At 69.0% G+C, this 20724-nt stretch carries 20 protein-coding genes; 9 read left to right on the forward strand and 11 right to left on the reverse strand.

The features are described 5' to 3' along the window. Window positions 1–10 precede the first annotated feature (10 nt). Complete coding sequence (locus JW792_RS03105) at window positions 11–1069, reverse strand: DUF2336 domain-containing protein (protein ID WP_158291496.1); 1059 nt, start codon at window positions 1067–1069, stop codon at window positions 11–13. Between the two features lie 176 nt (window positions 1070–1245). Here JW792_RS03105 and JW792_RS03110 point away from each other — a divergent pair, with 176 nt between their 5' ends. The 4 genes from JW792_RS03110 (at window position 1246) to JW792_RS03125 (ending at window position 7258) form a co-directional block, all read left to right on the forward strand. After that, window positions 1246–2016 carry a class II aldolase/adducin family protein gene (locus tag JW792_RS03110; RefSeq protein ID WP_135995212.1) on the forward strand — a complete coding sequence of 257 codons (771 nt, stop codon included), beginning with the start codon at window positions 1246–1248 and terminating at the stop codon, window positions 2014–2016. An 86-nt stretch (window positions 2017–2102) separates the two neighbouring features. After that, entirely contained in the window at window positions 2103–2891 is a 789-nt protein-coding gene (locus JW792_RS03115) for a hypothetical protein (RefSeq protein WP_135994128.1), read from the forward strand. Window positions 2892–2978: 87 nt separating this feature from the next. Next, a complete protein-coding gene (locus JW792_RS03120) occupies window positions 2979–4139 on the forward strand; it encodes an efflux RND transporter periplasmic adaptor subunit (protein ID WP_135994127.1) in 1161 nt (386 codons plus the stop codon). Further along, window positions 4136–7258, forward strand: a complete 3123-nt coding sequence (locus tag JW792_RS03125) for an efflux RND transporter permease subunit (RefSeq protein ID WP_135994126.1) — start codon at window positions 4136–4138, stop codon at window positions 7256–7258. Before JW792_RS03120 ends, JW792_RS03125 begins: the two co-directional genes overlap by 4 nt. Window positions 7259–7355: 97 nt before the next feature. Here JW792_RS03125 and JW792_RS03130 read toward each other — a convergent pair whose 3' ends face one another. Then, entirely contained in the window at window positions 7356–8540 is a 1185-nt protein-coding gene (locus JW792_RS03130; protein WP_135994125.1) for an MFS transporter, read from the reverse strand. Window positions 8541–9221: 681 nt separating this feature from the next. Here JW792_RS03130 and JW792_RS17180 point away from each other — a divergent pair. Then, window positions 9222–9536 carry a helix-turn-helix transcriptional regulator gene (locus JW792_RS17180; RefSeq protein ID WP_420871264.1) on the forward strand — a complete coding sequence of 105 codons (315 nt, stop codon included), beginning with the start codon at window positions 9222–9224 and terminating at the stop codon, window positions 9534–9536. On the opposite strand, the gene JW792_RS03140 is transcribed toward JW792_RS17180, so the two are convergent. From JW792_RS03140 to JW792_RS03150, 3 genes are all read right to left on the reverse strand, one after another. Further along, entirely contained in the window at window positions 9522–10100 is a 579-nt protein-coding gene (locus JW792_RS03140) for a GNAT family N-acetyltransferase (RefSeq protein ID WP_158291495.1), read from the reverse strand. The genes JW792_RS17180 and JW792_RS03140 overlap by 15 nt on opposite strands. Next, window positions 10100–10588, reverse strand: coding sequence for a nuclear transport factor 2 family protein (locus tag JW792_RS03145; protein WP_135994122.1), 489 nt, complete (start codon window positions 10586–10588; stop codon window positions 10100–10102). Before JW792_RS03145 ends, JW792_RS03140 begins: the two co-directional genes overlap by 1 nt. A gap of 68 nt (window positions 10589–10656) precedes the next feature. Beyond that, window positions 10657–11379: an acyltransferase gene (locus JW792_RS03150; protein WP_135994121.1), complete on the reverse strand. Its 723-nt coding sequence runs from the start codon at window positions 11377–11379 to the stop codon at window positions 10657–10659. 21 nt (window positions 11380–11400) lie between these two features. Between JW792_RS03150 and JW792_RS03155 the strand changes: the two genes are divergently transcribed. The 3 genes from JW792_RS03155 (at window position 11401) to JW792_RS03165 (ending at window position 13481) form a co-directional block, all read left to right on the forward strand. Continuing rightward, entirely contained in the window at window positions 11401–11667 is a 267-nt protein-coding gene (locus JW792_RS03155; protein WP_135994120.1) for a DUF3253 domain-containing protein, read from the forward strand. Next, complete coding sequence (locus JW792_RS03160; RefSeq protein ID WP_135994119.1) at window positions 11657–12256, forward strand: uracil-DNA glycosylase family protein; 600 nt, start codon at window positions 11657–11659, stop codon at window positions 12254–12256. The genes JW792_RS03155 and JW792_RS03160 overlap by 11 nt, the downstream gene beginning before the upstream one ends. 163 nt (window positions 12257–12419) lie before the next feature. Beyond that, on the forward strand, window positions 12420–13481 hold the full coding sequence (locus tag JW792_RS03165) for a Leu/Phe/Val dehydrogenase (protein WP_135994118.1): 1062 nt from the start codon (window positions 12420–12422) through the stop codon (window positions 13479–13481). Here JW792_RS03165 and JW792_RS03170 read toward each other — a convergent pair. The 6 genes from JW792_RS03170 to JW792_RS03195 form a co-directional block, all read right to left on the reverse strand. Beyond that, window positions 13478–14521 carry an ABC transporter ATP-binding protein gene (locus JW792_RS03170; protein ID WP_135994117.1) on the reverse strand — a complete coding sequence of 348 codons (1044 nt, stop codon included), beginning with the start codon at window positions 14519–14521 and terminating at the stop codon, window positions 13478–13480. The genes JW792_RS03165 and JW792_RS03170 overlap by 4 nt on opposite strands. Then, a complete protein-coding gene (locus tag JW792_RS03175) occupies window positions 14518–16149 on the reverse strand; it encodes an ABC transporter permease (protein ID WP_135994116.1) in 1632 nt (543 codons plus the stop codon). Before JW792_RS03175 ends, JW792_RS03170 begins: the two co-directional genes overlap by 4 nt. Continuing rightward, the gene (locus JW792_RS03180; RefSeq protein WP_135994115.1) at window positions 16140–17186 is read right to left on the reverse strand and encodes an extracellular solute-binding protein; all 1047 of its coding nucleotides are present in this window, start codon (window positions 17184–17186) and stop codon (window positions 16140–16142) included. Before JW792_RS03180 ends, JW792_RS03175 begins: the two co-directional genes overlap by 10 nt. Before the next feature lie 149 nt (window positions 17187–17335). After that, window positions 17336–17542 (reverse strand): hypothetical protein, encoded by a 207-nt coding sequence (locus tag JW792_RS03185; protein WP_135994114.1) that lies wholly within the window; start codon window positions 17540–17542, stop codon window positions 17336–17338. Window positions 17543–17936: 394 nt separating this feature from the next. Continuing rightward, a complete protein-coding gene (locus JW792_RS03190) occupies window positions 17937–18206 on the reverse strand; it encodes a hypothetical protein (RefSeq protein ID WP_135994113.1) in 270 nt (89 codons plus the stop codon). 112 nt (window positions 18207–18318) lie between these two features. After that, window positions 18319–18783: a hypothetical protein gene (locus JW792_RS03195; RefSeq protein ID WP_158291494.1), complete on the reverse strand. Its 465-nt coding sequence runs from the start codon at window positions 18781–18783 to the stop codon at window positions 18319–18321. Between the two features lie 30 nt (window positions 18784–18813). Here JW792_RS03195 and JW792_RS03200 point away from each other — a divergent pair, with 30 nt between their 5' ends. Beyond that, window positions 18814–20724 carry an N-acyl-D-amino-acid deacylase family protein gene (locus tag JW792_RS03200; RefSeq protein ID WP_135994111.1) on the forward strand — a complete coding sequence of 637 codons (1911 nt, stop codon included), beginning with the start codon at window positions 18814–18816 and terminating at the stop codon, window positions 20722–20724.

The raw sequence follows: 20724 nt of genomic DNA on the forward strand, positions 1-20724 counted from the left end.
GCGCTGGCGGTCAGGCGGCGATTGAAGCCCCGCCGCCGAGCGCGTGCAAGGCGCCACCTGCGGCCGCGGCGTCGTAATCGGCGAAAACCGCGGATGCGGCGCGCGCGAGATCGCTGTCGTCCACGGCATGGATGCGGCCCTGGCGGGTCAGGGTGCGCACCATCGGCGCGACGCTTCGGTCCTGCGCTCCGATCGTGCGGCAGGCCAGTGCGCAGGCGCGGACCGGCGCGGCCCCGAGCGCCCGGCGCCACAGCCCGACGGGCATGGCGCACAGCCGGGCCATGGCGTGGTCGAAGACCGGTCCGGGCGCACCGGCGAGGCTGCGCAGCACGAAGGCCGCGTCGAGCCGGCCGGAGGCTTCCAGCCGTGCCACGAGCCGGGCCGCCTCGGCCTCGGGATCGCTCGCGGCGGCATCGGCCAGTGCGCCTGCAGCTGCCTCGTCCACGGCGCGCCGCTCGAGCGTCGGGAAGCGGCGGGCCAGGACTTGCGCCACGGTTTGCGCCGCGACTGCCATCAGCGCGCGCGCAAAGCCCGCGGTGAGATCGTCGCGCGCGGCGAGGGCGATCTGCAGCTCGCGTTCGCCCTTCGCCACGGCGGCGAAATCGGCCGCGCTCGCCTCGCCGAGCCGGGCACCGTCATTGCGCGCGAGCCGGTCTAGAACCTCGCTCTCGCGGAAAGCGGCGAGGGCGGCCACCACGGCCTCGCTGACACGCAGGCGCGAGGCGATCATCAACCGGCGAGCGCCGTCGAGCCGGGCCAGGGCGATCAGGTCCTCCTCCTCGAGCGCGAGGCAGCGCGTGAGGATGGGCTCGGCGATCTCGAGCTCGTCGCCTGCGAGAAACCGCACCACGCCGGGCGGTGCCCAGGGGCAGTCGGCCAGCCGGTTCGCGATCGCCAGGCGCACCCGCGCCTCGGCCGAGCGGGCGAGGTCCAGCAGGCACTCGTCGACCTCGTCGGCGACCCGCCAGGACGGCGGCGCCTTCACGCATGCCGATGTCAGCATCAGCGCGAGCTCGCCGCGCCGGCGGATGCGCGCGTCAGCTTCGGCAGGAAAGGCAGGCGCAGCCATGAACGCTCCCGGGACAGTACAGGCGCTCATGGTTACCGAACACGGTTACCGTCGCGTTATCTGCGCGAGGGATGTCGAAACGGGTGATTTGACGGATGCGCACTGGAGCGCGATCCTTGGCCGGGAAGAATTGCCGAACGATGTTCGGGAAGAGCGATATCGTGGAGGAGAACGCCATGGACGACCGCGCAAACGTATCCGTGAAGGACCAGGTTTCGGAAGCGGAGTGGAAGGCGCGCTGCGACCTCGCCGCGCTCTACCGGCTGGCCTTCATGCACGGCTGGGACGATCTTTTCTTCACCCACATCTCGATGCGCATTCCCGGCGAGCCGGAGCATTTCCTGCTCAATCCGTTCGGGCTGCTGTTCGAGGACGTCACCGCTTCGAACCTCGTCAAGGTCGACGAGGAGGGCAATGTGCTGCCCCCGAGCCAGTACGGCATCAACCCGGCCGGTTTCACGATCCACTCTGCCGTCCACGCTGCACGGCCGGATGTTCACGTGGTGATGCACCTGCACACCGACCAGGGCGTCGCTGTCAGCGCCCAGAAGCGCGGCCTTCTGCCGATCTCCCAGCTCGCGATGAACGTGATGAAGGACGTGGTCTATCACGGCTATGAGGGCATCGCGCTCGACGAGGAGGAGAAGTCCCGCCTCGTCGACGATCTGGGCGAACACAATCTCCTGATCCTGCGCAATCACGGCACGCTGACCTGCGGCGACCATCCCTTCAGCGCCTATACGCGCATGTATCTGCTCGAGCGGGCCTGCAAGGTGCAGACGCTCGCCCAGTCCGGCGGAGCCGAACTCATCGAGTGGGACACGAAGATGCAGGAGCGCGTCTATGCGCAGGGCGAGCAGGCCTTCACCAACGACCTGTTCAAGGAGATCGGCTGGGCCGCCATCCGGGGCCGGGTGGACCGCCAGAGCCCGGGATACGACCGCTGATTCTCCTCGAGGGGGCAATTTAGAGTCGACATTCGCGCGGCAGGGGTATTCAATCGCCCACCGGGTCCGGCGGTGGGAGGTCGCTCATGCCCGCATCGCGCGCCGCGGCGGCGCTGGGAGGTGTCTGCCTCGCCCTCGCGACCGGCGCTTCGGCGCAGGCGGGAGCGTGGCCGCGCGAGCGCGGCGAGAGCCTGCTCATCGTCACCGGGAGCTGGCATCGGCTCGCCGCCCCGCAGGACGGCGCGGTTCTCTTCAAGCGCGAGGCGGCGATCTACGGCGAATACGGCGCCACCGGCCGCATCACGCTTGTCGGACGCTTCGCGCTGCAGGACTTCCGTGAGGAGATCCGTACCGACGACACGGCGCTCGCGGTCACCTACGCCACCTTCGGCGGCAGCGAAGCGGGCGCGCGCGTCCACCTGGCAAGACTCGGGCGCTGGTGTGCCTCGGGCCAGCTCCTGGTGACGTTGCCGAGCGCCGGGGAGAACCGGACCAATGCCGAGCACGGCACGGGGGGCGGCGATGTGGACCTGCGTGCACTCGTAGGGCGCTCGATCGGGGAGGCCGGCTTCGCCGAGATCCAGCTCGGCCTCCGCGAGCGGGAGGGGGAGGGCGGATCTGAAGTCCGCTTCGACACGGCCTTCGGCTGGGAACTCAATTCGCGCCTGCGGCTTCACCTGCAGACCTATTCGGTCTGGTCGCACGAGCTCGACACCACGCGGCTCCGCGACTTTTCCGGCCACCGCGCCCAGGTCTCCGTGCTGGCCTCGCTCGGGGGCGGGCGCTACGCCCAGCTGGGTGTCATGAGCACGGTGCGCGCGCACGACATGGCGGACGAGGCGGCGGCGATCATCGGTGTCTGGCAGCAATTTTGAGCCACTGCGTGTGACGATCACGCGCGTGTGCTTTGAAATTCCCGGCAAAGGGCGCATATCACGCGCTTGAATGTGCCGGAGACCATCATGCAGCGCGCCGCCTTCCTCATCGCCGTCCTCGCGGTATTCGCCTTCATGGCGCTCGCGGTCGGGCTACGCGCCCTGTTTTCCGGCGATGAGGCCGAACAGGGTTGGGGCGGACGGGCCGTGCCTGTTGCAGTCTATGCGGTTGAGACGCGCGAATTCGCCGACGTGGTCGAGGCGCTCGGCACGGCCGGCGCGAACGAGAGCGTCACGGTCACCGCCAAGGTTTCCGACACGATCGCGCGGATCAATTTCGATTCCGGCGAAGCGGTCGAGGCCGGCCAGATCCTCGTCGAACTCTCCGCGGCCGAGGAAGCTGCGGGCCTGTCCGAAGCGCGGGCCACGCTGCGCGAGACCGAACGCGAGATTGCCCGCATCCGCGATCTCACCGAACGCGGCGTGGCGCCGCAATCGCGCCTGGACGAGGCGCTCGCAGCGCTAGAACGGGCGAGAGCGCGGGTCGAGGCAATCGAGGCGCGCGTGGCCGACCGCATCATCCGGGCGCCCTTCGCCGGCACGGTCGGCCTGCGCGAGGTAAGCCCGGGCGAACTGGTTCGCCCCGGCGATCCGATCGCGCGGCTCGACGACACGCGGATCATCAAGCTCGACTTCACCGTACCCGAGCGCTTCCTGTCCGTGCTCGAGGCGGGGATGCAGGTCGAGGCGGCAACGAGCGCCTTCCCCGACGCCGTGTTCCGGGGGGAGATCACCCAGATCGACAGCCGCGTCGATCCGGTCACTCGCGCCGTCACCGTGCGCGCGGAAATCGACAATCGCGACGGCCGGCTGCGCCCCGGCCAGCTGATGACCGTGGAGGTGCGCCGCGACGTGCGCGAGTCTCCCGCGGTCCCCGGTTCGGCGCTGCTGCGCTACGGGGACGATGTCTACGTCTTCGTGGTCCGCGAGGGCGAACGCGGCAGCCGCGCGATCCAGCGCGAGGTCGAGCTCGGGCGCCAGTCCGGCGACCTGCTCGAGGTTCGCGCCGGCCTCGCTCCCGGCGAACCCGTGGTCGCCGAGGGCATTCACCGGGTCCGGGACGGCGCACCGGTCATGATCGCCGAACGCCTCAATGCCTCTGCGGCGGAAGGCGAGGGAGGCGGAGGCGAGCGCGGCGCAGAGGTGAGAGCGCGCGCAGGTACGCAGACGGCGGGAGGCCGGGAATGACCCTCTCCGACGTCGCCGTCCGCCGGCCGGTCCTCGCCTTCGTCATCAGCGCGCTGATCGTCGTGTTCGGCATTCTCGGCCTGCGGTCCCTGCCGCTGCGCGAGCTGCCCGATGTCGACCGGCCCGTGGTCTCGGTGTCAGCGGAATATCCGGGCGCCGATGCCGAGACGGTGGAAAACCAGGTCACGCGCGTGATCGAGGACCGGCTGTCCGGGATCGACGGGATCGAGACCGTCACCTCCTCCTCGCGCCAGGGCGGGTCGCGCATTACCGTCACCTTCACCCTCGACCGCGACATCGAGGCCGCGGCGAACGACGTGCGCGACGCGGTCAGCCGCACGCGCGACCAGCTGCCGCCCGACGTGGAGCAGATCGAGGTCCAGAAGCAGGACAGCGATGCGCGCCCCTTCCTCTGGTACAACCTGCTCTCCGACCGGATGACCTCGGAGGAGCTGTCCGACTATGCCGAGCGCTATCTGGTCGATCCCTTCTCGGTGATCGACGGTGTCGCGCAGGTGCGCATCGGCGGCCAGCGCCGCTACGCCATGCGCCTCTGGCTCGATCCCCAGGCCATGGCGGCGCGCGGCATCACCGTCTCCGATATCGACACCGCCCTGCGCACCCAGAACGTGGAGCTGCCCGGCGGCTCCGTAGAGACGTCCGACACCCAGATCGTGGTGCGCGTCGAGCGCCTGTTCTCCGCTCCCGAAGCGTTCGAGCGCATGCCGATCCGGGCCGCGCGCGACGGACACGTGGTGCGCCTGGGCGAGGTCGCCGATGTCGAGCTCGCCGCGGAGGAGCCGCGCACCCTGTTTCGCGGCAACGAGCAGAACATGGTCGGGCTCGGCTTCGTGCGGCAGAGCCAGTCGAATGCCGTGGAAGTCGCCGACCTGATCCACGCCGAGGCCGAGCGCCTGCGCCCGGGGCTTCCCGAGGGCATGCAGCTCATCTCCGCCTCCGACGACACCGTGTTCATCGAGGAATCGATCAAGGAGGTCTGGCGTACGCTCGCCATCGCCGCGACGCTCGTCGTGCTCGTGATCTACCTCTTCCTGGGAAGCTTTCGCGCGGCGATCATCCCGGCCGCGGTGGTGCCGGTCTGCCTGATCGGCACGTTCGCGATCTTGGCCGCGTTCGGCTTCTCGATCAACATCCTGACATTGCTGGCTCTGGTGCTCTCGATCGGCCTCGTGGTCGATGATTCCATCGTCGTGCTGGAGAACATCCAGCGCCGGGTGGACATGGGCGAGCCGCCCGCGCTGGCGAGCCTGCGCGGCGGGCGCCAGGTCTTCTTCGCCGTGGTGGCCACGACTGCCACCCTCGTCGCGGTCTTCGTGCCGCTGATCTTCCTGCCGGGATTCATCGGCCGGATCTTCACCGAACTGGCCGTCACCATCTCCGGGGCGGTGATCCTCTCGAGCTTCGTCGCGCTCACCCTGTCGCCGATGATGGGCTCGAAACTCCTGCGACCCACGGCCGAGGCCAGGGGTCCCGCGCGCTGGGTGGAGGCGGCCGTGACCCGGGCGCGCCGCAGCTACCGCGAGAGCCTCGAGATCGCCCTGAAGGCGCCCTGGGCGATCGTGCCGGTCCTCCTGATCGCGCTCGCCGGCTCGGCCTTCCTCTTCCTGCGCCTGCCCGGCGAACTCACTCCGCCGGAGGATCGCGGCAGCTTCTTCGGCTTCTTCGCCGGACCGGAAGGGGCAAGCTTCGACTACATGGCCCGCCAGTCGCTCGAGGTCGAGGACGTGATGATGGACTATGTCGAGGCGGGCGAGTTGCGGCGCGTCCTCATCGTCTCGCCGGGCTGGGGCGGGGGCGGCTTCAATTCCGGCGTGCTGATCGGCACGATGGTCGACTGGAGCGAGCGCCGCGACGGCGAGGAGATCGTCAGCGAGATCAATGCCCGGCTCGGCCAGCTCACCGGCGTGCGCGCCTTCGCCTCCATGCGCTCCTCGCTGACCGGCGGGGGCGGGGGCGACGACATACAGTTCGTCATTCAGGGCAGCGAGTACGAGGCGATCAATGCCGAGGCCGAGCTCCTCATCGAGGCGATCTCGACGCAGAACCCCAATCTCATGCGCGCGCGCAAGGACTACGAGCCGACGAGCCCGCGCCTGCTCGTGGACATCGATCTCGAACGTGCCGCGGCGCTCGGCGTGAACGTCGCCGATATCGGGCGCACGCTGCAGTCCCATCTCGGCTCGCGCCGCGTCGGCCAGTTCATCGAACGGGGCGAGGCCTATAACGTGCTGATGGAGAACCGGCGCGAGGAGCGGGCGAGCCAGGCCGATCTCGAGGCGCTTTACGTGCGTGGGATCGACAATCAGCTCATCCCGCTGTCCAATCTCGTCACCCTGCGCGAGGTCGGCGAGGCGTCGGAACGCAACCGCGTCAACCGCCAGCGCGCGATCGCCGTGTCCGCGACGCTCGCCGAGGGCTACACGCTCGGCGAGGCGGTCGAGTGGCTCGACACGTGGGCGCGGGCCAACCTGCCGCGCGACATGAGCACCGAATATCTCGGCGGCGCGAAGGAATATCTCGACGCCTCGAACGCGATCTTCTTCGCCTTCGCCATGGCGCTGCTCATCGTCTTCCTGGTGCTGGCGGCGCAGTTCGAGAGCCTGATCCAGCCCCTGGTGATCATGCTGACCGTGCCGCTCGCTGTGGCGGGCGGGCTGTTCGGGCTCTACATGGCCGGATCGAGCCTCAACATCTTCTCCCAGATCGGCCTCGTCATCCTCATCGGCCTCGCGGCGAAGAACGGTATCCTGATCGTGGAATTCGCCAACCAGCTGCGCGAACAGGGCCGCGACCTGCTCACCGCGACGCTGGACGCGGCCGAGACGCGCTTCCGCCCGATCCTGATGACCGGCATCTCCACTGCGATCGGGGCATTCCCGCTGGTCGTCGCCTCGGGGCCCGGCGCGGAGAGCCGGATCACGATCGGGGTGGTGATCTTCACGGGCGTGATGGTCGCCACGCTCTTCACCCTGTTCGTTATCCCGGCCGCCTATGCCGTGCTCGGGCGCTACACCAAGACCCCGAACTGGGTGAGCCGCAAGCTCGAGAAAGAGGCGGAGGCCGTTGGCGGCGGTGCGGTCGAGACCCCGGCGGAGTGACGTCCTCTACCTCGCACTAAAGCCCCGGATGGCCCTCAGAGGCGATCCGGGGGCTCGTGCAGTTTGATTCCCCGCGGGGCAGCGGCTCTGCGGGGCGTCACGGCCCGCCCATTTCCGTCTCCAGCCTCGGCAGGGCCACCAGCAGCACCACTGAAAGCCCGGACACCGCCGCCGCGGCGAGCGCCAGGGGCGCGAGGCCCTGCGTGATGAACGGGGCCGCCGCCGCCGTCCCGCCGGCCGCCACAAGCAGCACGATGAGCAGCAGGAGCCCGGCGCCGCGCGCGTCGTCGCCGCGCGACGCGACGACGGCCTTGTAGAAGCCCGGCGGGCCACGAAAGCCGAGGCCCAGATTCATCGGCACGAAGAGCGCGACGATGACCAGCGGCTCGCCTCCGCCCGCGACGGCATAGGCAAGGATCGCCAGCGCGCCGAGCGCCGACAGGGCCGATCCGGCAAGAATCATGGTCTCTGGCCCGAACCGGTCCGCCAGCCACCCGGCGAGATTTGCGCCGAGGATGAAGAAGGCGATGCCGGTGACCTGCATGGTCACGAAATCGGCGAGCCTGCCCTCCAGCGGTCCGGTGATCACCGCCGGCGCGCCGAATACGAAGGTCAGCAATGCACCGAGGGTCGCGGCGTGGCTCAGCGCATAGCGCAGATAAACCGGATCGGCGAGGAGGCGGCCATATCCGCCGGTGAGCGAGCGCGCCTGGGGCTCCGGAAGACGGTCTTTCAGGACCAGCACCGCGATCGCGACCGCGCCGGCCAGGACCGCGAGGGTCAGGAAGTTACCCTGCCAGCCGAAGGCGTGCAGAAGCCAGACCCCGGCGATCGGGGCGAGGGCGGGCACGAGAGACTCCACGCTGGCCAGCAGCCCGATTGCCCGCACGGCGCTGCGCTCCTCGAACAGCTGGCGGATCATGCCCGGCGCGAAAACCGCTGCGGCCGCACCGGTCAGGCCCTGCAGGAAGCGCAGGGCGACGAGGAGTTCGAGCGTTGGCGCGAGCGCGCACAGCGCCGAGATCGACGCGTAGGCGGCGAGCGAGCCGATCAGCAGCAGACGCGGATCGAACCGTGCACCGAGCTCGCCGAACGCGACCAGGCCGAGCCCCGCGCCCGCGACGAAGGCGGCCAGCACGAGCTGGGCGAGCGCCGGGCTGCCTCCGAGCGCTTCCGGCAGGCTCGGCACGGCGGGCAGGACAAGGTCCGTCCCGGCAAGCCCGAGCGTCGTGCCCATGAGAAGCAGCGTGAAGGCGAGTAAGGCGATCGAACGCGTGGTCATGTCCCGGCTCCGGTGTTGCGCGAAGCCCCCTGCGGCGGGCGGTATAGGCGGACGGGACATCGGGCACCAGTGCCGATTTCGCATGGCAGCTATCGATGCCGGCGCCCGCCCGGTCCTCGCTTGGGCGCGTGGCTTCTTCCCCAGCTGTCGGGCCGGCCGTATACTGGGCGGATGAGGTTCGAGGCGCTGTTCAGTTCCACCCTGCTGACCGTCCAGTCGGTGCATTGCCGGGTGTGCGACCGCGCACTCGGCCCGGAAGAAGGGGCGGCCTACTCCTCGCTCGTCCTCGTACAGCGCGGTGCATTCGCCATTCACCGCGGCCGGCACTGTCAGCTCGTCGATCCTCTCACGGCTGCCGTATTCCGATCCGATGACGAGTTCAGGATAAGCCACCCGGCCGGTTGCGGAGACATCACGACCGAATTCCGGTTCTGCGAGGATATCCACCTGCGCCTCCTGGGTGGCGCACGGGACGGATGCCGCGACCCTTCGCCCGGGCTGTCCCTTCCCAGTTCCGCAGTGTGGGCTCACCGCGGGCTGCTCGCACGGCTGGCGGGCGGCGCCTGTGAACCGCTCGAGGTGGAGGAGGAGGCGATCGCGCTGGCCGGAACGGCGGCTGAAGCCGGACGCAATGGGAGCCCCGACCGGGTGCGGGCCGGGACGCGCGTTCGCCTCGCCGACATGGCGGCAAGAGCCAAGGCGCTTGTCCTGGAGGCCCCCGCGCAGCGCTGGACGCTTCAAGGAATCGGACGTGAACTGGGCGTGTCGCCCTGTCACCTCACGCGAAGCTTCCGGCACGTCACGGGCGAGCCGCTCTACCGCTTCCTGAACCGGGCGCGGCTCGCGATCGGCCTCGACCGGATCGCGGCAGGCGAAGAAGGTCTGACCGGACTTGCGCTCGATCTCGGTTTCTCCAGCCATGCCCATTTCACCACCGCGTTCCGGCGCGAGTACGGACGGACCCCGAGCGCGGCGCGTGCGCTACTGGCTCAGTGAAACACGGTAGATCGCCCGGCCACCGGCCTCTCGCCAGCGCTCGAATCCGGCCGCTTCGAACATTTCCGGCACGCCGGTATGGGCGAAGGCCGGCGGAATGCGCGCGTTCGACCGGGGTATCGACGGGTAGCCTTCGAGATAGCCGGCGCCGAGACGTCGTGCATGGTCGATCGCGCGTGTCAGTAGGGCCGTGGCGAGGCCACGCCCGCGCCAGGCGGCCGGAATGAAGAAGCAGGTGACGCTCATCGTGTTCCCCGTGTCTCCGGAGAGCCTGGGAGAGCGTTGGAGGTAGGCGAATTCTTCCTTCCAGCCCAGGCTGAGCCAGCCGGCCGGTTCCCCTTCGGCAAAGGCAAGCATGCCCATCGCGGCACCGGTGCGCACCAGCGCTTCGAAGGCGCGCCGGTTCGGCTCACCCTTGTGATCCTGCCAGTACTGGCCGGTGCTGGGCACGCGCCAGTACATGCACCAGCAGCCCCCGCACGCGCCGTTGCCGCCGAACAGGGTCTCGAGGACGGGCCAGTCGGAGAGCGCGAGGGGCCGGATGTCGAAGGTGACCTCTCCCATCATTGGGAAACGTGAATGTGGATCAGCTTCCATTCGCCGTCGACGCGCCGCAGGACGGTCGTTTCCTTCAGGTTCAGGCTTCGGCCCTCTCCGTCCGCGCCGTAATAGCCTCTGTGGAAATAGGTCACCAGCGCCGTGTCGCCGAAGACCCGCACCAGGGGAAGCATTTCCTGGAACATCGACACACGCGTCGTTCCGATCCGGATACCGAACTCGAACTCCTGGCGATCGTCGTGAATGCCCTCCACCCGATAGGGGCTCGCGGGAGTCATGACGACGATGGACGGATCGACATAGCTGAAATACTCCTCCGGCGCGTTGCGCGCGAAGGCATCGTTCCAGCGCTCGATCACGTGCCAGACCTCGCGCTCCTCCGCCGTCATGTGAGCAGATTGCATGTCATTGTGAAGCAATGGGTCTTCCTCCCGGGCGAAACTCGTCGAGACCCCGGCGGCAAGCGCGATCAGCAAAGTGGCTATGCGTTTCATGGCGTGGGCCTCCCTTGCGTCCGTGATACCGCCCGGCGGGGAGTGCCGCTTTCAGGATCTTGCGCGTTTCAGTCCCCCCGCTTCGGCCAGACCTTCGTGCGCAGCCAGCCCAGCGTCGAATTTCCCCTCAGCGCGTCGCGATAGGCCTGGTCGAAGAAGCGCTCGACCTCGATCGGGCGGCCCAGGAGGTCGAGACGCGTCTCGAACGGCCCATCGGGATCGAGCTCCTTCACCTTGCGTGCCGGATTGCCGGCCCAGACCTCGTTGGCCGGGATGTCCTTCGTGACGACGCTGCGCGCGCCGATGACCGCATTGTCCCCGATGGTGACGCCCTTGCCGATGAAGGCGCCGTCGCCGATCCAGACATTGTCCCCGATCACCACGGGCCGGCTTTCGGGCCTCGGATCGACGCGGTTGTAAAGGCCGTGCCAGTCGCTGTCGGTGACGGTCACGGACTTCGCGAACAGGCAGGCATGCCCGATCCGGATCGAGCCGGCGGCGAGGATGCGGACCCCGCCGGCGAAGAAGCAGCAGTCCCCGATGCGGATCTCGCCGGGCGCATCGCCCGGCGCCCAGACGGTGAAGCTTACGGGCTGGTCCTTCCTGGACACGATGTGGATCGCCTTGCCCGCATGGACGTTCGGCCCGAAGACCTCCACGTTCCAGGGGCGCACCACCTTCGGCTCCTCGCCCAGCGAGTCGAAATGGGGCGCGAGGAAATGGCCGGTCCACGCGTTCTCGAAGCGCTCCCACAGCGCATGCATCCAGTAGGGGCGGTGGTCGCGGCGCATTGAAGGTCCTAATTGAATGTCATGAGCACTCAAGACCGTATCGAAACCGCGATTCTCGATCTCGTCCATGCCCGCGGGCCGGGCAAGTCCATCTGCCCGTCCGAGGCGGCGAAGGAGGCCTTCGGCGAGGCGTGGAACGATTACATGCGTCCGGTCCGCCAGGCGGCCATCCATCTCGCCCGCCAGGGCAGGATCACGATCCTCAGGAAGGGCAGGCCGGCCGATCCGGAAAACTTCAAGGGAGTCTACCGCCTGGCGCTGCCGCACGAGGGCGGCGATGGCGGTTGAGCGGTTCGAGGACGTGGCCGAGGAGGCGCGCGCCTGCCGCGTCTGCCAACCGGCCTTTGCCCATCCCTGCCGCCCGGTTCTGACCGGGACCAGCCAGGCGGTGATCCGCATCGTCGGCCAGGCGCCGGGCACGCGGGTGCAGAAATCCGGCGCGCCCTTCACCGACCCGTCCGGGGACCGGCTGCGCGACTGGATGGCGGTCAGTTCGGCCGAATTCTACGATCCGCGCCTGTTCGCGATCACGCCGATGGGCTTCTGCTTTCCGGGCCTCGACGCGAAGGGCGGCGACAAGCCGCCCCGGAAGGAATGCGCCCCGCTCTGGCAACACCGCTGCGGGGCGGCGCTGCCCGATGTGCAGCTCACCCTCCTGATCGGCGCGCACGCGCAGCGCTTCCATCTCGGGGCCGGGGCCGGGCGCACCCTGACCGAGACGGTGCTGCGCTGGCGAGATTACTGGCCGCAGTTTGCTGCGCTGCCGCACCCGAGCTGGCGGAACAATCACTGGCTCAGGAAAAATCCGTGGTTCGAGAGTGAGGTAATTCCAGCCCTGCGATCTCGCATCCGCAGCATTCTCCGGGCGGCTGCCTGACGCCTCACAGACCTTTGTCCGCGCCTTGCTTGCGTGCCGGCGCGCGAGCGGGTAGACCCTCGCGCGACCGGCCCGGAGGGTATTGATCCGGCAACATAATTGGTCCGGACAAATGCCTCGGGCCCCGCTCCGAACGACAGCGCTATTAAAGGACTCCCCGCGTATGAGCGTGTTCGAACACAAATCCTTCGACAATCACGAGAAGGTGCTTTTCGCGAACGACGAAAAGACCGGTCTCAAGGCGATCATCGCGGTGCACTCGACCGCCAACGGACCGGCGATCGGCGGCTGCCGGATGTGGTCCTACGCGGACTCTGCCGAGGCGCTGACCGACGTGCTGCGCCTCTCCCAGGGCATGAGCTACAAGAACATCATGGCCGACCTTCCGCTGGGCGGGGGCAAGTCGGTCATCATGAAGCCGGCCGGCGAGTTCGACCGCACCGCCCTGTTCGAGGCCTTCGGCCGCGCCATCGATGCACTCGGTGGGCTTTACTACTCGGCCGAGGATGTCGGTGTGAGCCCGGCCGACATCCTGAACGCGCGCCGCGAGACGCCCTATGTGGTCGGCCTGCCCGGCGGTACGGGCGATCCGTCCCCGGTTACCGCCAAGGGGGTGTTTCTCGGCATCCAGGTCGCGGCCGAGCGCGCGCTCGGCAAGTCCGACCTTTCCGGCGTGAAGATCGCCGTGCAGGGCGCCACGGGCCATGTCGGGGCCTATCTCGTCGATCACCTGCACAAGGCGGGTGCTGACCTCTTCCTGGCGGACATCAACGAGCCGGCGGTGAGCGAACTCGCCCGCCGCGTCGGTGCCACCCTGGTCGACAAGGACAGGATCTACGATGTCGAGGCGGACATCTTCGCGCCCTGTGCGCTCGGCTCGGTGATCAACGAGAACACGATCGACCGTCTGAAGGTGAAGGCCGTCGCCGGCGCGGCCAACAACCAGCTCGCCACCCGCGAGATGGGCGCCGAGCTGCAGAAGCGCGGCATCCTCTACGCCCCGGACTATGTCATCAATGCCGGCGGCATCATCAACATCATGGGCGATCTCGACCCGAAATTCGACGCCAGGTGGGTCGAGGGCAAGCTGAAGGTGCTCAAGTCCACCCTCGCCGAGGTGATGGACCGCGCCGAATCCGAGGGCAAGCCCGCCAACGTCGTCGCCGACAAGATCGCGCGCGAGCGCATCGCCGAAGCGGCCGAGAAGAAGGCGAAGGCGGCTTAGGCCTTCACCACGGTTGCAAACCGATCGTCGAGCCGGAGGCGGACCGCGTCTCCGGCTCGTATCGTATCGGTGACCGGCACGCGCGCGCAGACGCGCCGTCCGTTCTCGAGCTGCAGGGTCAGGATCGCGGCCCCGCCGGCGGGCTGGCGGTCGCTCACGTCGGCAAGCGCGCCTTCGCCGGCAGCACGGTCGATGACGATGCCTTCCGGGCGCAGCAGCACCTTGGCGTACTCGCCGGTCTCGAACCCGTCCGCCGCGACGGCGCCGAGCGGAGTGTCGGCGCGCCCCGCCGCGATGCGGGTCTCGAACACCTCGACATCGCCGAGAAGGCGCGCCGCTGTCTCGCTGACCGGGGCGAGATAGAGCCGGTCGGGCGATCCCACCTGGACGATCTCGCCGGCGTTCATCAGCGCGATCTCGTCGGCGACGGCGAGGGCTTCCTCCGCATCGTGGGTGACGATGAGGGCGGCCGTGTCGGCCTCGCGCAGGGCCTTCAGGCTCGCCGCCCGCAGTTCGGCGCGCAGACGCCGGTCGAGGCCGGAGAAGGGCTCGTCGAGCAGCATGACGTCGGGACTGGGCGCCAGGGCGCGTGCGAGCGCGACGCGCTGCTGCTCGCCGCCGGAAAGCTCGTGGGGATAGGCGCCGGCCTTGTGCGCGAGCTCGACCGAGGCCAGGCGTGCGCGCGCGGTCTCGCGCCGCTCGGGCTTGCTGCCCTTTCGCAGGCCGAAGGCGACATTGGCGAGCGCGGTAAGGTGGGGAAACAGGGCATAGTCCTGGAAGACGACCCCGCAGTGGCGTTCCTCGGGCATCAGGTGCACGCCCTTGCCGCTCCAGGTCCTTCCGGCGAAGCGGATCTCGCCGGCATCGAGGCGCTCCAGCCCCGCGATCGCGCGCAGAAGTGTCGACTTGCCCGAGCCGGAGGGCCCGAGCAGCGCGGTCACCCGCCCGCAGGTGAGGCTGAGCGAGGCCTGGTCGACCGCCGGCCGGCCCTCGGCGAAGCTCACCGTGGCCTCGCGTACCTCCAGAAGATCGCCTTTCATCCGCGCGCCTCCCGTACCAGGCGCTCGGCCCGCGTCATCTGGCGGGCGATCCAGACCATGGGTCCGAGCGCCGCGAGCGCGATCAGCAAGGCGGGCAGGGCCGCGCTGCCGAGTCGCTCGTCGGAGGCGTAGTTATGGGCGGTCACGGCGAGCGTGTCGAAGTTGAAGGGCCGCAGGATCATCGTCGCGGGCAGTTCCTTGAGGACCTCGACGAAGACCAGGAGGCCGGCGAGCAGCGCGCCGGGACGCACCAGCGGCCAGTGGACTTTCAGCGCGAGATCCAGGGGCCGCGCGCCAAGCGTGCGCGCCGCGCCGTCGAGTGTGGGCGTGATGCGCGCGAGGGCGCTCTCGGCCGGGCCGATCGCCGCGGCGGCGAAGCGCGACTGGTAGGCGAAGAGAAGCCCGGCAATGCCTCCGGTCAGCAGGACCGGGAACGGACCGTCCCAGAGCGCGTCGAATCCGTCCTGCAGCCAGCCGAACAGGGCGAGCACCCCGACGGCCGCGACCGCGCCGGGGACCGCGTAGCCGAGCCCGGCCAGGCGCGCGGCGACCACCGCGGCGACGCGGCCGGTGCGCAGCGCGTAGGCCGCGGTCAGGCCGAGGACGGCCGCGATCGTACCCGACAGGCCCGCCAGCAGCAGCGAATGCCACAGCGCCGAGGCGAGATCGCGCGCCAGCGGGGCGTGGATGGCGAGCCAGCCGAGCCGGGCGAGGGGGATGACGAGGCCCGCGAGCAGGGGCAGGAGGAGGAAAGCCGCCGCCAGCGCGCTCCTCGCCGGCGAGAGGGCGACTCGGCGGGCCGGACGCTTGCGGCCCGAGGCTGCGCTCTGGCGCGCACGTCGGCGCTGCAGGCGCTCCAGGAAGAAGACCAGGAAGGCGAGGGAAACGAGGACGAGGGCGAGGCGTGCCGCGTCGGCGACCGAGCCTTCCCCGGCCCAGGCGCGGACGATGCCGACCGAGAGGGTCGGCGCGCCGAGATGGACCACCGCGCCGAAATCGGCGAGCGATTCCATCATCACCAGGGCGAGGCCTGCCGCGATCGCCGGGCGCGCCATCGGCAGGGCGGCCCGCCGGAAGGCCTCCAGCGGGCCGCAGCCCAGCGTCCTCGCCGCGTCGTAGGCCTCGCTCGACTGCGCCGCGAAGGCCTCGCGCGCGAGCAGGTAGACATACGGATAGAGCGTGAAGCCGAAGATCAGGCCCGCCCCGAGCGGGCCGCGCACCGTGGGCACGATCCCGGCGAGCGGTCCGGCCGCCTGGGTGAGATCGTACCAGGCATAGGCGGCCGCATAGGCCGGCATCGCGAGCGGCAGGGCGAGCAACCACTCGAAGCTGCTGCGGCCGAAGAAGGCATAGCGCGCGACGAGCCAGGCGGCCGCAGCGCCGCCCGTGCCGGCCACGGCCGCCGCTATCGCGCCGACGAGCGCGGTGTTGACGAGCCAGGCGGGCAATCGCGTCCCGGCGATGTGTGTCAGATAGTCCGTCCAGGGGCCGAACATGGCTACCACCGCGACCGCGATCAGGGGCGCGGCGCAGATGCCGGCCACGGCGATGGCGCCCCACAAAGGCGCAAAGCCGCCCCGCGTACGGGACGGCCCTGCGACCTCATCGTGGATGTCGGCTACTGCCATCCGACGCGGTCGAAGATGCGCTGGGCTTCGGCGGCATTCTCGCCGAGCGTGTTGACGGGCAGGCGATCGGCTTCGAAGCCGTCGAGTTCCTCCAGGAGCGCATTGTCGTAGGCGGTGTCCGGCACGGCGGGGAACTCGTTGGTCAGCTCGGCGAACGCCCGCTGGGCCTCCTCCGAGAGCAGGAAGCGCAGGAATTCGCGCGCGTTGTCCGCGTTCGGCGCCCCGACCGCGAGGCCGGCGCCGGACACGTTGACATGCGTGCCTCCGCTCTGCTGGCTCGGGAAGATCAGGGCCGTCGCCTCTGCGACCGCCCGGTCGGCCGGATTGTCGGAGCGGGCGATGCGGGCCCAGTAATAGTGATTGACGAGCGCCACGTCGCAATCGCCGGCTGCGACGGCCCGGATCTGGTCGATATCCCCGCCCTGGGGCGGGCGGGCCATGTTCTCCATGACGCCACGCGCCCAGGCTTCGGCCGCCTCCGGTCCGAGGCGCTCGATCAGCGCGGCGAGCAGGGACTGATTGTAGACATTGTTGGAAGAGCGCACGCAAACCCGGCCGGCGAAGCGCGGATCGGCGAGGTCCTGGTAGGTCTGGATTTCGGCCGGATCGACACGGGCCTTTGCGTACGCGATGACGCGCGCACGGGTCGCGAAGCCGAACCACAGATCGTCGGAATGATGCAGGGAGGCGGGTATCGCCTCGAGTGCGTCGTCGATGCCGGCCGGCTGGAACAGCCCGGCCTCGGCGGCGCGGTAGAGACGTCCGGCATCGACCGTGATGATCACGTCGGCGGGCGAGCGCTCGGCATCGGTGCGTACGCGCTCGATCAACAGGTCGCCATCGGCCTCGATCACGTTGACTGCGATCCCCGTTGCCTCCGTGAAGGCAGCGTAGACCGCGTCGTCCGAGGCATAGTGGCGCGCGCTGAAGATATTGACCTCGCCGGGACCCTCCGCCTCACCGCCGTCGCCGCATGCGGAAAGCGCAAGAATGCAGAGCGGGAGGGCGAGCGCCCACCGGGCGGTCGTGTTCAGCATCGGGCAGCTCCTGCTAAACGGTTACGGGTTAGCGGATGCCTGCCACTTTTGAGAACAATTCGCAAGCGCCTGTGATGCATTTGCGGACGCAACCGCGCTCTCGCAGACGCGGTGTCGGGCTGCTCGGATTGAGCCTGCGGGCAGGTTTCTCAGAACGGTCCGGGATCCCGGCTGTCGGGAGCCCATGTGCCCTCGCGCTGCAACCGGTCGGTTTCGCGGAACGATTCGTCGCGTGCGCGCTGCAGTTCTTCGGGCGTGCGGCAGACACGTTCGCGCCGCAGGCTGCCCATGATCTGCTCGTACTCGCAAATGAGACCGGCCTCTTCAGCCATCGCCAGGCGCTGCTGCGTGCGCAAGTCACGCTCCGCGTTCGTCGGTGTCGCACAGGCGCCCAGACCGAGGGCGCAAAGAATGGCACTTGTGGTCACAATCCGTCGCATGATCTGCCGAACTCCAGAAAAAGATGATCGTTCGACAACAAAAGCGCGTCTTTGCGGTGAATTGCAAGTCGGCGTCTCCGCCGGGAAGAGGGCGGGGGCGTTCGGGGAAGCGAAGCGATGGCGCAACGCGACTGTTCTTGCTGCGTGGCAGCGCCCAGGGGACGGCCCTGTCGTCTTTGCGTTGCGATACTATGGCCCTGCGCCGTCGTGAGTGATCACGCCGGCCATCATCCGCGGCGGGAGCCGCGCGAAGCGGTGCTGGACGCTTTCCCGGAGTACCACCCGGGGAAGGAAAGGTCAGGCCTGCTGCTTAGCGCGGCCCGGGAGTGGCTCGCTGGATGCGATCGGTTTCGCGGAACGCTTCCTCGCGCGCGCGCGCGATTTCGTCCGGCGAACGGCAGACGCGCTCGCGGCGCAGACTGCCCATGATCTGTTCGTAGGAGCAGACCAGGCCGGCCTCGTCGGCCATGGCAAGGCGCTCCTGCAGGCGTGCCTCGCGTTCGGCGTCGTTCGGAGTCGTGCAGGCGGCCAGCGACAGGGCGCCGAAAATGCCGGCAGTCACGGAAAGGAGGAGTCTCATTGCATAACCTCGCGATCGACGGGTGAGCTCTCGACGACTTTGCGCCGGTCGAACAGCGATGGCAAGGAAGCGGGCCAGTCGCGATAGCGCGGCCCGGCCCGCCTCCATGCGATCAGCTGCCGCCCTGCGGTCCCGGGGTCGCGCGCTGGGCGCGGTCGGTTTCGCGGAAGGCTTCCTCGCGAGCGCGGTCGATCTCATCCTGAGTGCGGCAGACGCGCTCGCGGCGCAGGCTACCCATGATCCGCTCGTATTCGCAGACGAGGCCAGCCTCTTCGGCGGCCCGCATCTCGGCGAGTTCGGCGGCATCGCGATCGGATGTATCGGTCGGCGTGGCGCAGGCGGCAAGGCCAAGGGCCAGCACACCGCAGGTCAGTCGGACAATATTCATCGAGTTCAAAATCCTAAGGAATTGGTGACACCTGACACAAAGCGCCATCGCACTGCCATGGAGCAAGATTACAAATGCGAAACCTTCGAGATGGCGGCGCTTTGTGACATTTTCGCATCGCGGCGGGGCCGCTGTCCACGTGCTTGACGCGGCGGCGTCTTTCGCGTCGGATTCGCGAACAAGGTTCACGTGGACCACTTCATGTCAGGGGAGGCGTTCATGACACAGCGCTGGGACAGGCTCATCACTGGCGGCCTGGTGATCGACGGCAGCGGCGCGGCGCCGGTGCGCGAGGACGTCGCGATCGCCGGCGGGCGCATCGCTGCACGCGGCGCGGACCTCGACCGGTCGCTGGCCGGCGAGGTGATCGACGCCTCCGGCTGCTGGGTGATCCCGGGGCTTCTGGACATCCACACCCATCTCGATCTCGAGGTCGAGTTCGATCCCGTGCTGAAGGAGGCCGTGCGCCACGGCACCACCACGGTCCTGATGAGCAACTGCTCGCTGGGCCTGGCCTACGGCAATCAGCGCAGGAATGGCGAGGACCCGCTGGTGGACTGCTTCGCGCGCGTGGAGAACATGCCCAAGCCGGTCCTGCGCGCGGCGGCCGACAAGGCGACCTGGACCAGCTCGGCGGGCTATTACGAACATCTCGACGAGCTGCCGCTCGGCTGCAACGTCGTCCCGATGATCCCCCACTCCATGCTGCGCGCCGAGGTGATGGGGCTGAAGGGCTCGGTCACGCGCGATGCGACCGATGAGGACCTGCGCGCCATGGAGGCGCTGCTCGAGCAGGCGATGGGGGAGGGCTATGTCGGCTTTTCGACCGATGCGCTGCCCTTCCACTTCCTCTCCGAGGACCCGAACCGGAAGACGAAGATCCCCTCCCAGTTTGGCTCCTATGCCGAGATGAAGCGGCTGACCGCCATCCTGCGCCGGCACGACCGGCTCTGGCAGGCCACGCCGCCGAAGGACAATCCGCTCGCGGTGTTCCGCAACTTCCTGCTCACCAGCGGCCGGCTCCACGGCAAGCCGCTCAAGGTGACCGCCGTGGCCGCGCTCGACGTCGCGTCGAACCGCAGCCTGAAACGGCTCGCCCTCCTGCTGACGGCGATCTTCAACTCCAAGGCGGTCGACGGGCGGTTCCGCTTCCAGGCGCTCGCCGCGCCGTTCAAGGTCTACTGGGACGGGCCGGTCAACCCGCTCGCCGAGGAGATACCGGCGCTGCGCGAACTGAACGAACTCGACCTCGAGGACCGCGACGGCCGCCAGCGCCTGATCGCCGATCCGGGCTTCCGCGCGCGCTTCTCGAAGATGTGGATGACCGGCAAGTCCGGATTCGGCCTCGATCGCCTGAAGCGCCTCCTGAAAGCCGAGACCCTCGCCTTCGATCGCGATTTCGACCAGATGGTGTTCGAGGCGGGTGGACCGGTCGTCTGGCGCGGCGAGACCTTCCGCGAGGTCCATGAGCGCTTCCGGCTCTGGCGCGAGGAGCCCGACGCGGCGCGCGGCGAGGAGGAGGCCGAGGCCTTTGCGGCGCTGGGCGAGGAGGCCGTGACCGAGCCCGGCTTCATGCTCGCCCTGCTGGCGCGCTACGATCTCTCCCTGCGCTGGTGGACGGTATCGGCCAATCGCGATCCGCAGGTGATCCGCGCGCTTCTCAACCATCCCCAGATCCTGCCCGGCTTCAACGATTCCGGTGCGCACATCACCAACATGGCCTTCTATGACGGCAATCTGCGCGCCCTGAAGCTTGCCCAGGAGGAAGGCATGGCGCGGGTGGCCAGCCAGGTGCGGCGCCTGACTCGAGAGCCGGCCGAGTTCATCGGTGTCGAGGCCGGGACCATGGAGGTGGGCGACCGTGCCGATATCGCCATCGTCGATCCGCAGGCGCTTGCCGACTACGATTCGGACGCGAATGCGCAATTCGTCTGGCGCGAGGACTATGGCCACGAGCAGCGCGTGAACCGCTCCGACGGCGTGGTCCGGGCGACCATCGTCTCCGGCGAGCCGGTCTGGACGGGCGAGGGCTTCAGCGCGCGAGCCGGCCGGCGGAGAATCGGAAGAGCCCTGCGCCACCGCGACTGGCAAGGGCCGCACGGCGAAGCAATGGCGGTAGCCGCCCAGTAG

This window comes from Marinicauda algicola (assembly GCF_017161425.1).
GTDB lineage: Bacteria > Pseudomonadota > Alphaproteobacteria > Caulobacterales > Maricaulaceae > Marinicauda > Marinicauda algicola.

Bases quoted from the DNA above. Each gene is read 5' to 3' on its own strand.
- JW792_RS03145 (WP_135994122.1), bottom strand. From the start codon at position 10,588: ATGAAACGCATAGCCACTTTGCTGATCGCGCTTGCCGCCGGGGTCTCG.
- JW792_RS03200 (WP_135994111.1), top strand. From the start codon at position 18,814: ATGACACAGCGCTGGGACAGGCTCATCACTGGCGGCCTGGTGATCGAC.
- JW792_RS03140 (WP_158291495.1), bottom strand. From the start codon at position 10,100: ATGGGAGAGGTCACCTTCGACATCCGGCCCCTCGCGCTCTCCGACTGG.
- JW792_RS03115 (WP_135994128.1), top strand. From the start codon at position 2,103: ATGCCCGCATCGCGCGCCGCGGCGGCGCTGGGAGGTGTCTGCCTCGCC.
- JW792_RS03150 (WP_135994121.1), bottom strand. From the start codon at position 11,379: ATGCGCCGCGACCACCGCCCCTACTGGATGCATGCGCTGTGGGAGCGC.
- JW792_RS03170 (WP_135994117.1), bottom strand. From the start codon at position 14,521: ATGAAAGGCGATCTTCTGGAGGTACGCGAGGCCACGGTGAGCTTCGCC.
- JW792_RS03165 (WP_135994118.1), top strand. From the start codon at position 12,420: ATGAGCGTGTTCGAACACAAATCCTTCGACAATCACGAGAAGGTGCTT.
- JW792_RS03160 (WP_135994119.1), top strand. From the start codon at position 11,657: ATGGCGGTTGAGCGGTTCGAGGACGTGGCCGAGGAGGCGCGCGCCTGC.
- JW792_RS03120 (WP_135994127.1), top strand. From the start codon at position 2,979: ATGCAGCGCGCCGCCTTCCTCATCGCCGTCCTCGCGGTATTCGCCTTC.
- JW792_RS03110 (WP_135995212.1), top strand. From the start codon at position 1,246: ATGGACGACCGCGCAAACGTATCCGTGAAGGACCAGGTTTCGGAAGCG.
- JW792_RS03130 (WP_135994125.1), bottom strand. From the start codon at position 8,540: ATGACCACGCGTTCGATCGCCTTACTCGCCTTCACGCTGCTTCTCATG.
- JW792_RS03190 (WP_135994113.1), bottom strand. From the start codon at position 18,206: ATGAGACTCCTCCTTTCCGTGACTGCCGGCATTTTCGGCGCCCTGTCG.
- JW792_RS03180 (WP_135994115.1), bottom strand. From the start codon at position 17,186: ATGCTGAACACGACCGCCCGGTGGGCGCTCGCCCTCCCGCTCTGCATT.
- JW792_RS03175 (WP_135994116.1), bottom strand. From the start codon at position 16,149: ATGGCAGTAGCCGACATCCACGATGAGGTCGCAGGGCCGTCCCGTACG.
- JW792_RS17180 (WP_420871264.1), top strand. From the start codon at position 9,222: ATGGCGGCAAGAGCCAAGGCGCTTGTCCTGGAGGCCCCCGCGCAGCGC.
- JW792_RS03155 (WP_135994120.1), top strand. From the start codon at position 11,401: ATGAGCACTCAAGACCGTATCGAAACCGCGATTCTCGATCTCGTCCAT.
- JW792_RS03125 (WP_135994126.1), top strand. From the start codon at position 4,136: ATGACCCTCTCCGACGTCGCCGTCCGCCGGCCGGTCCTCGCCTTCGTC.
- JW792_RS03105 (WP_158291496.1), bottom strand. From the start codon at position 1,069: ATGGCTGCGCCTGCCTTTCCTGCCGAAGCTGACGCGCGCATCCGCCGG.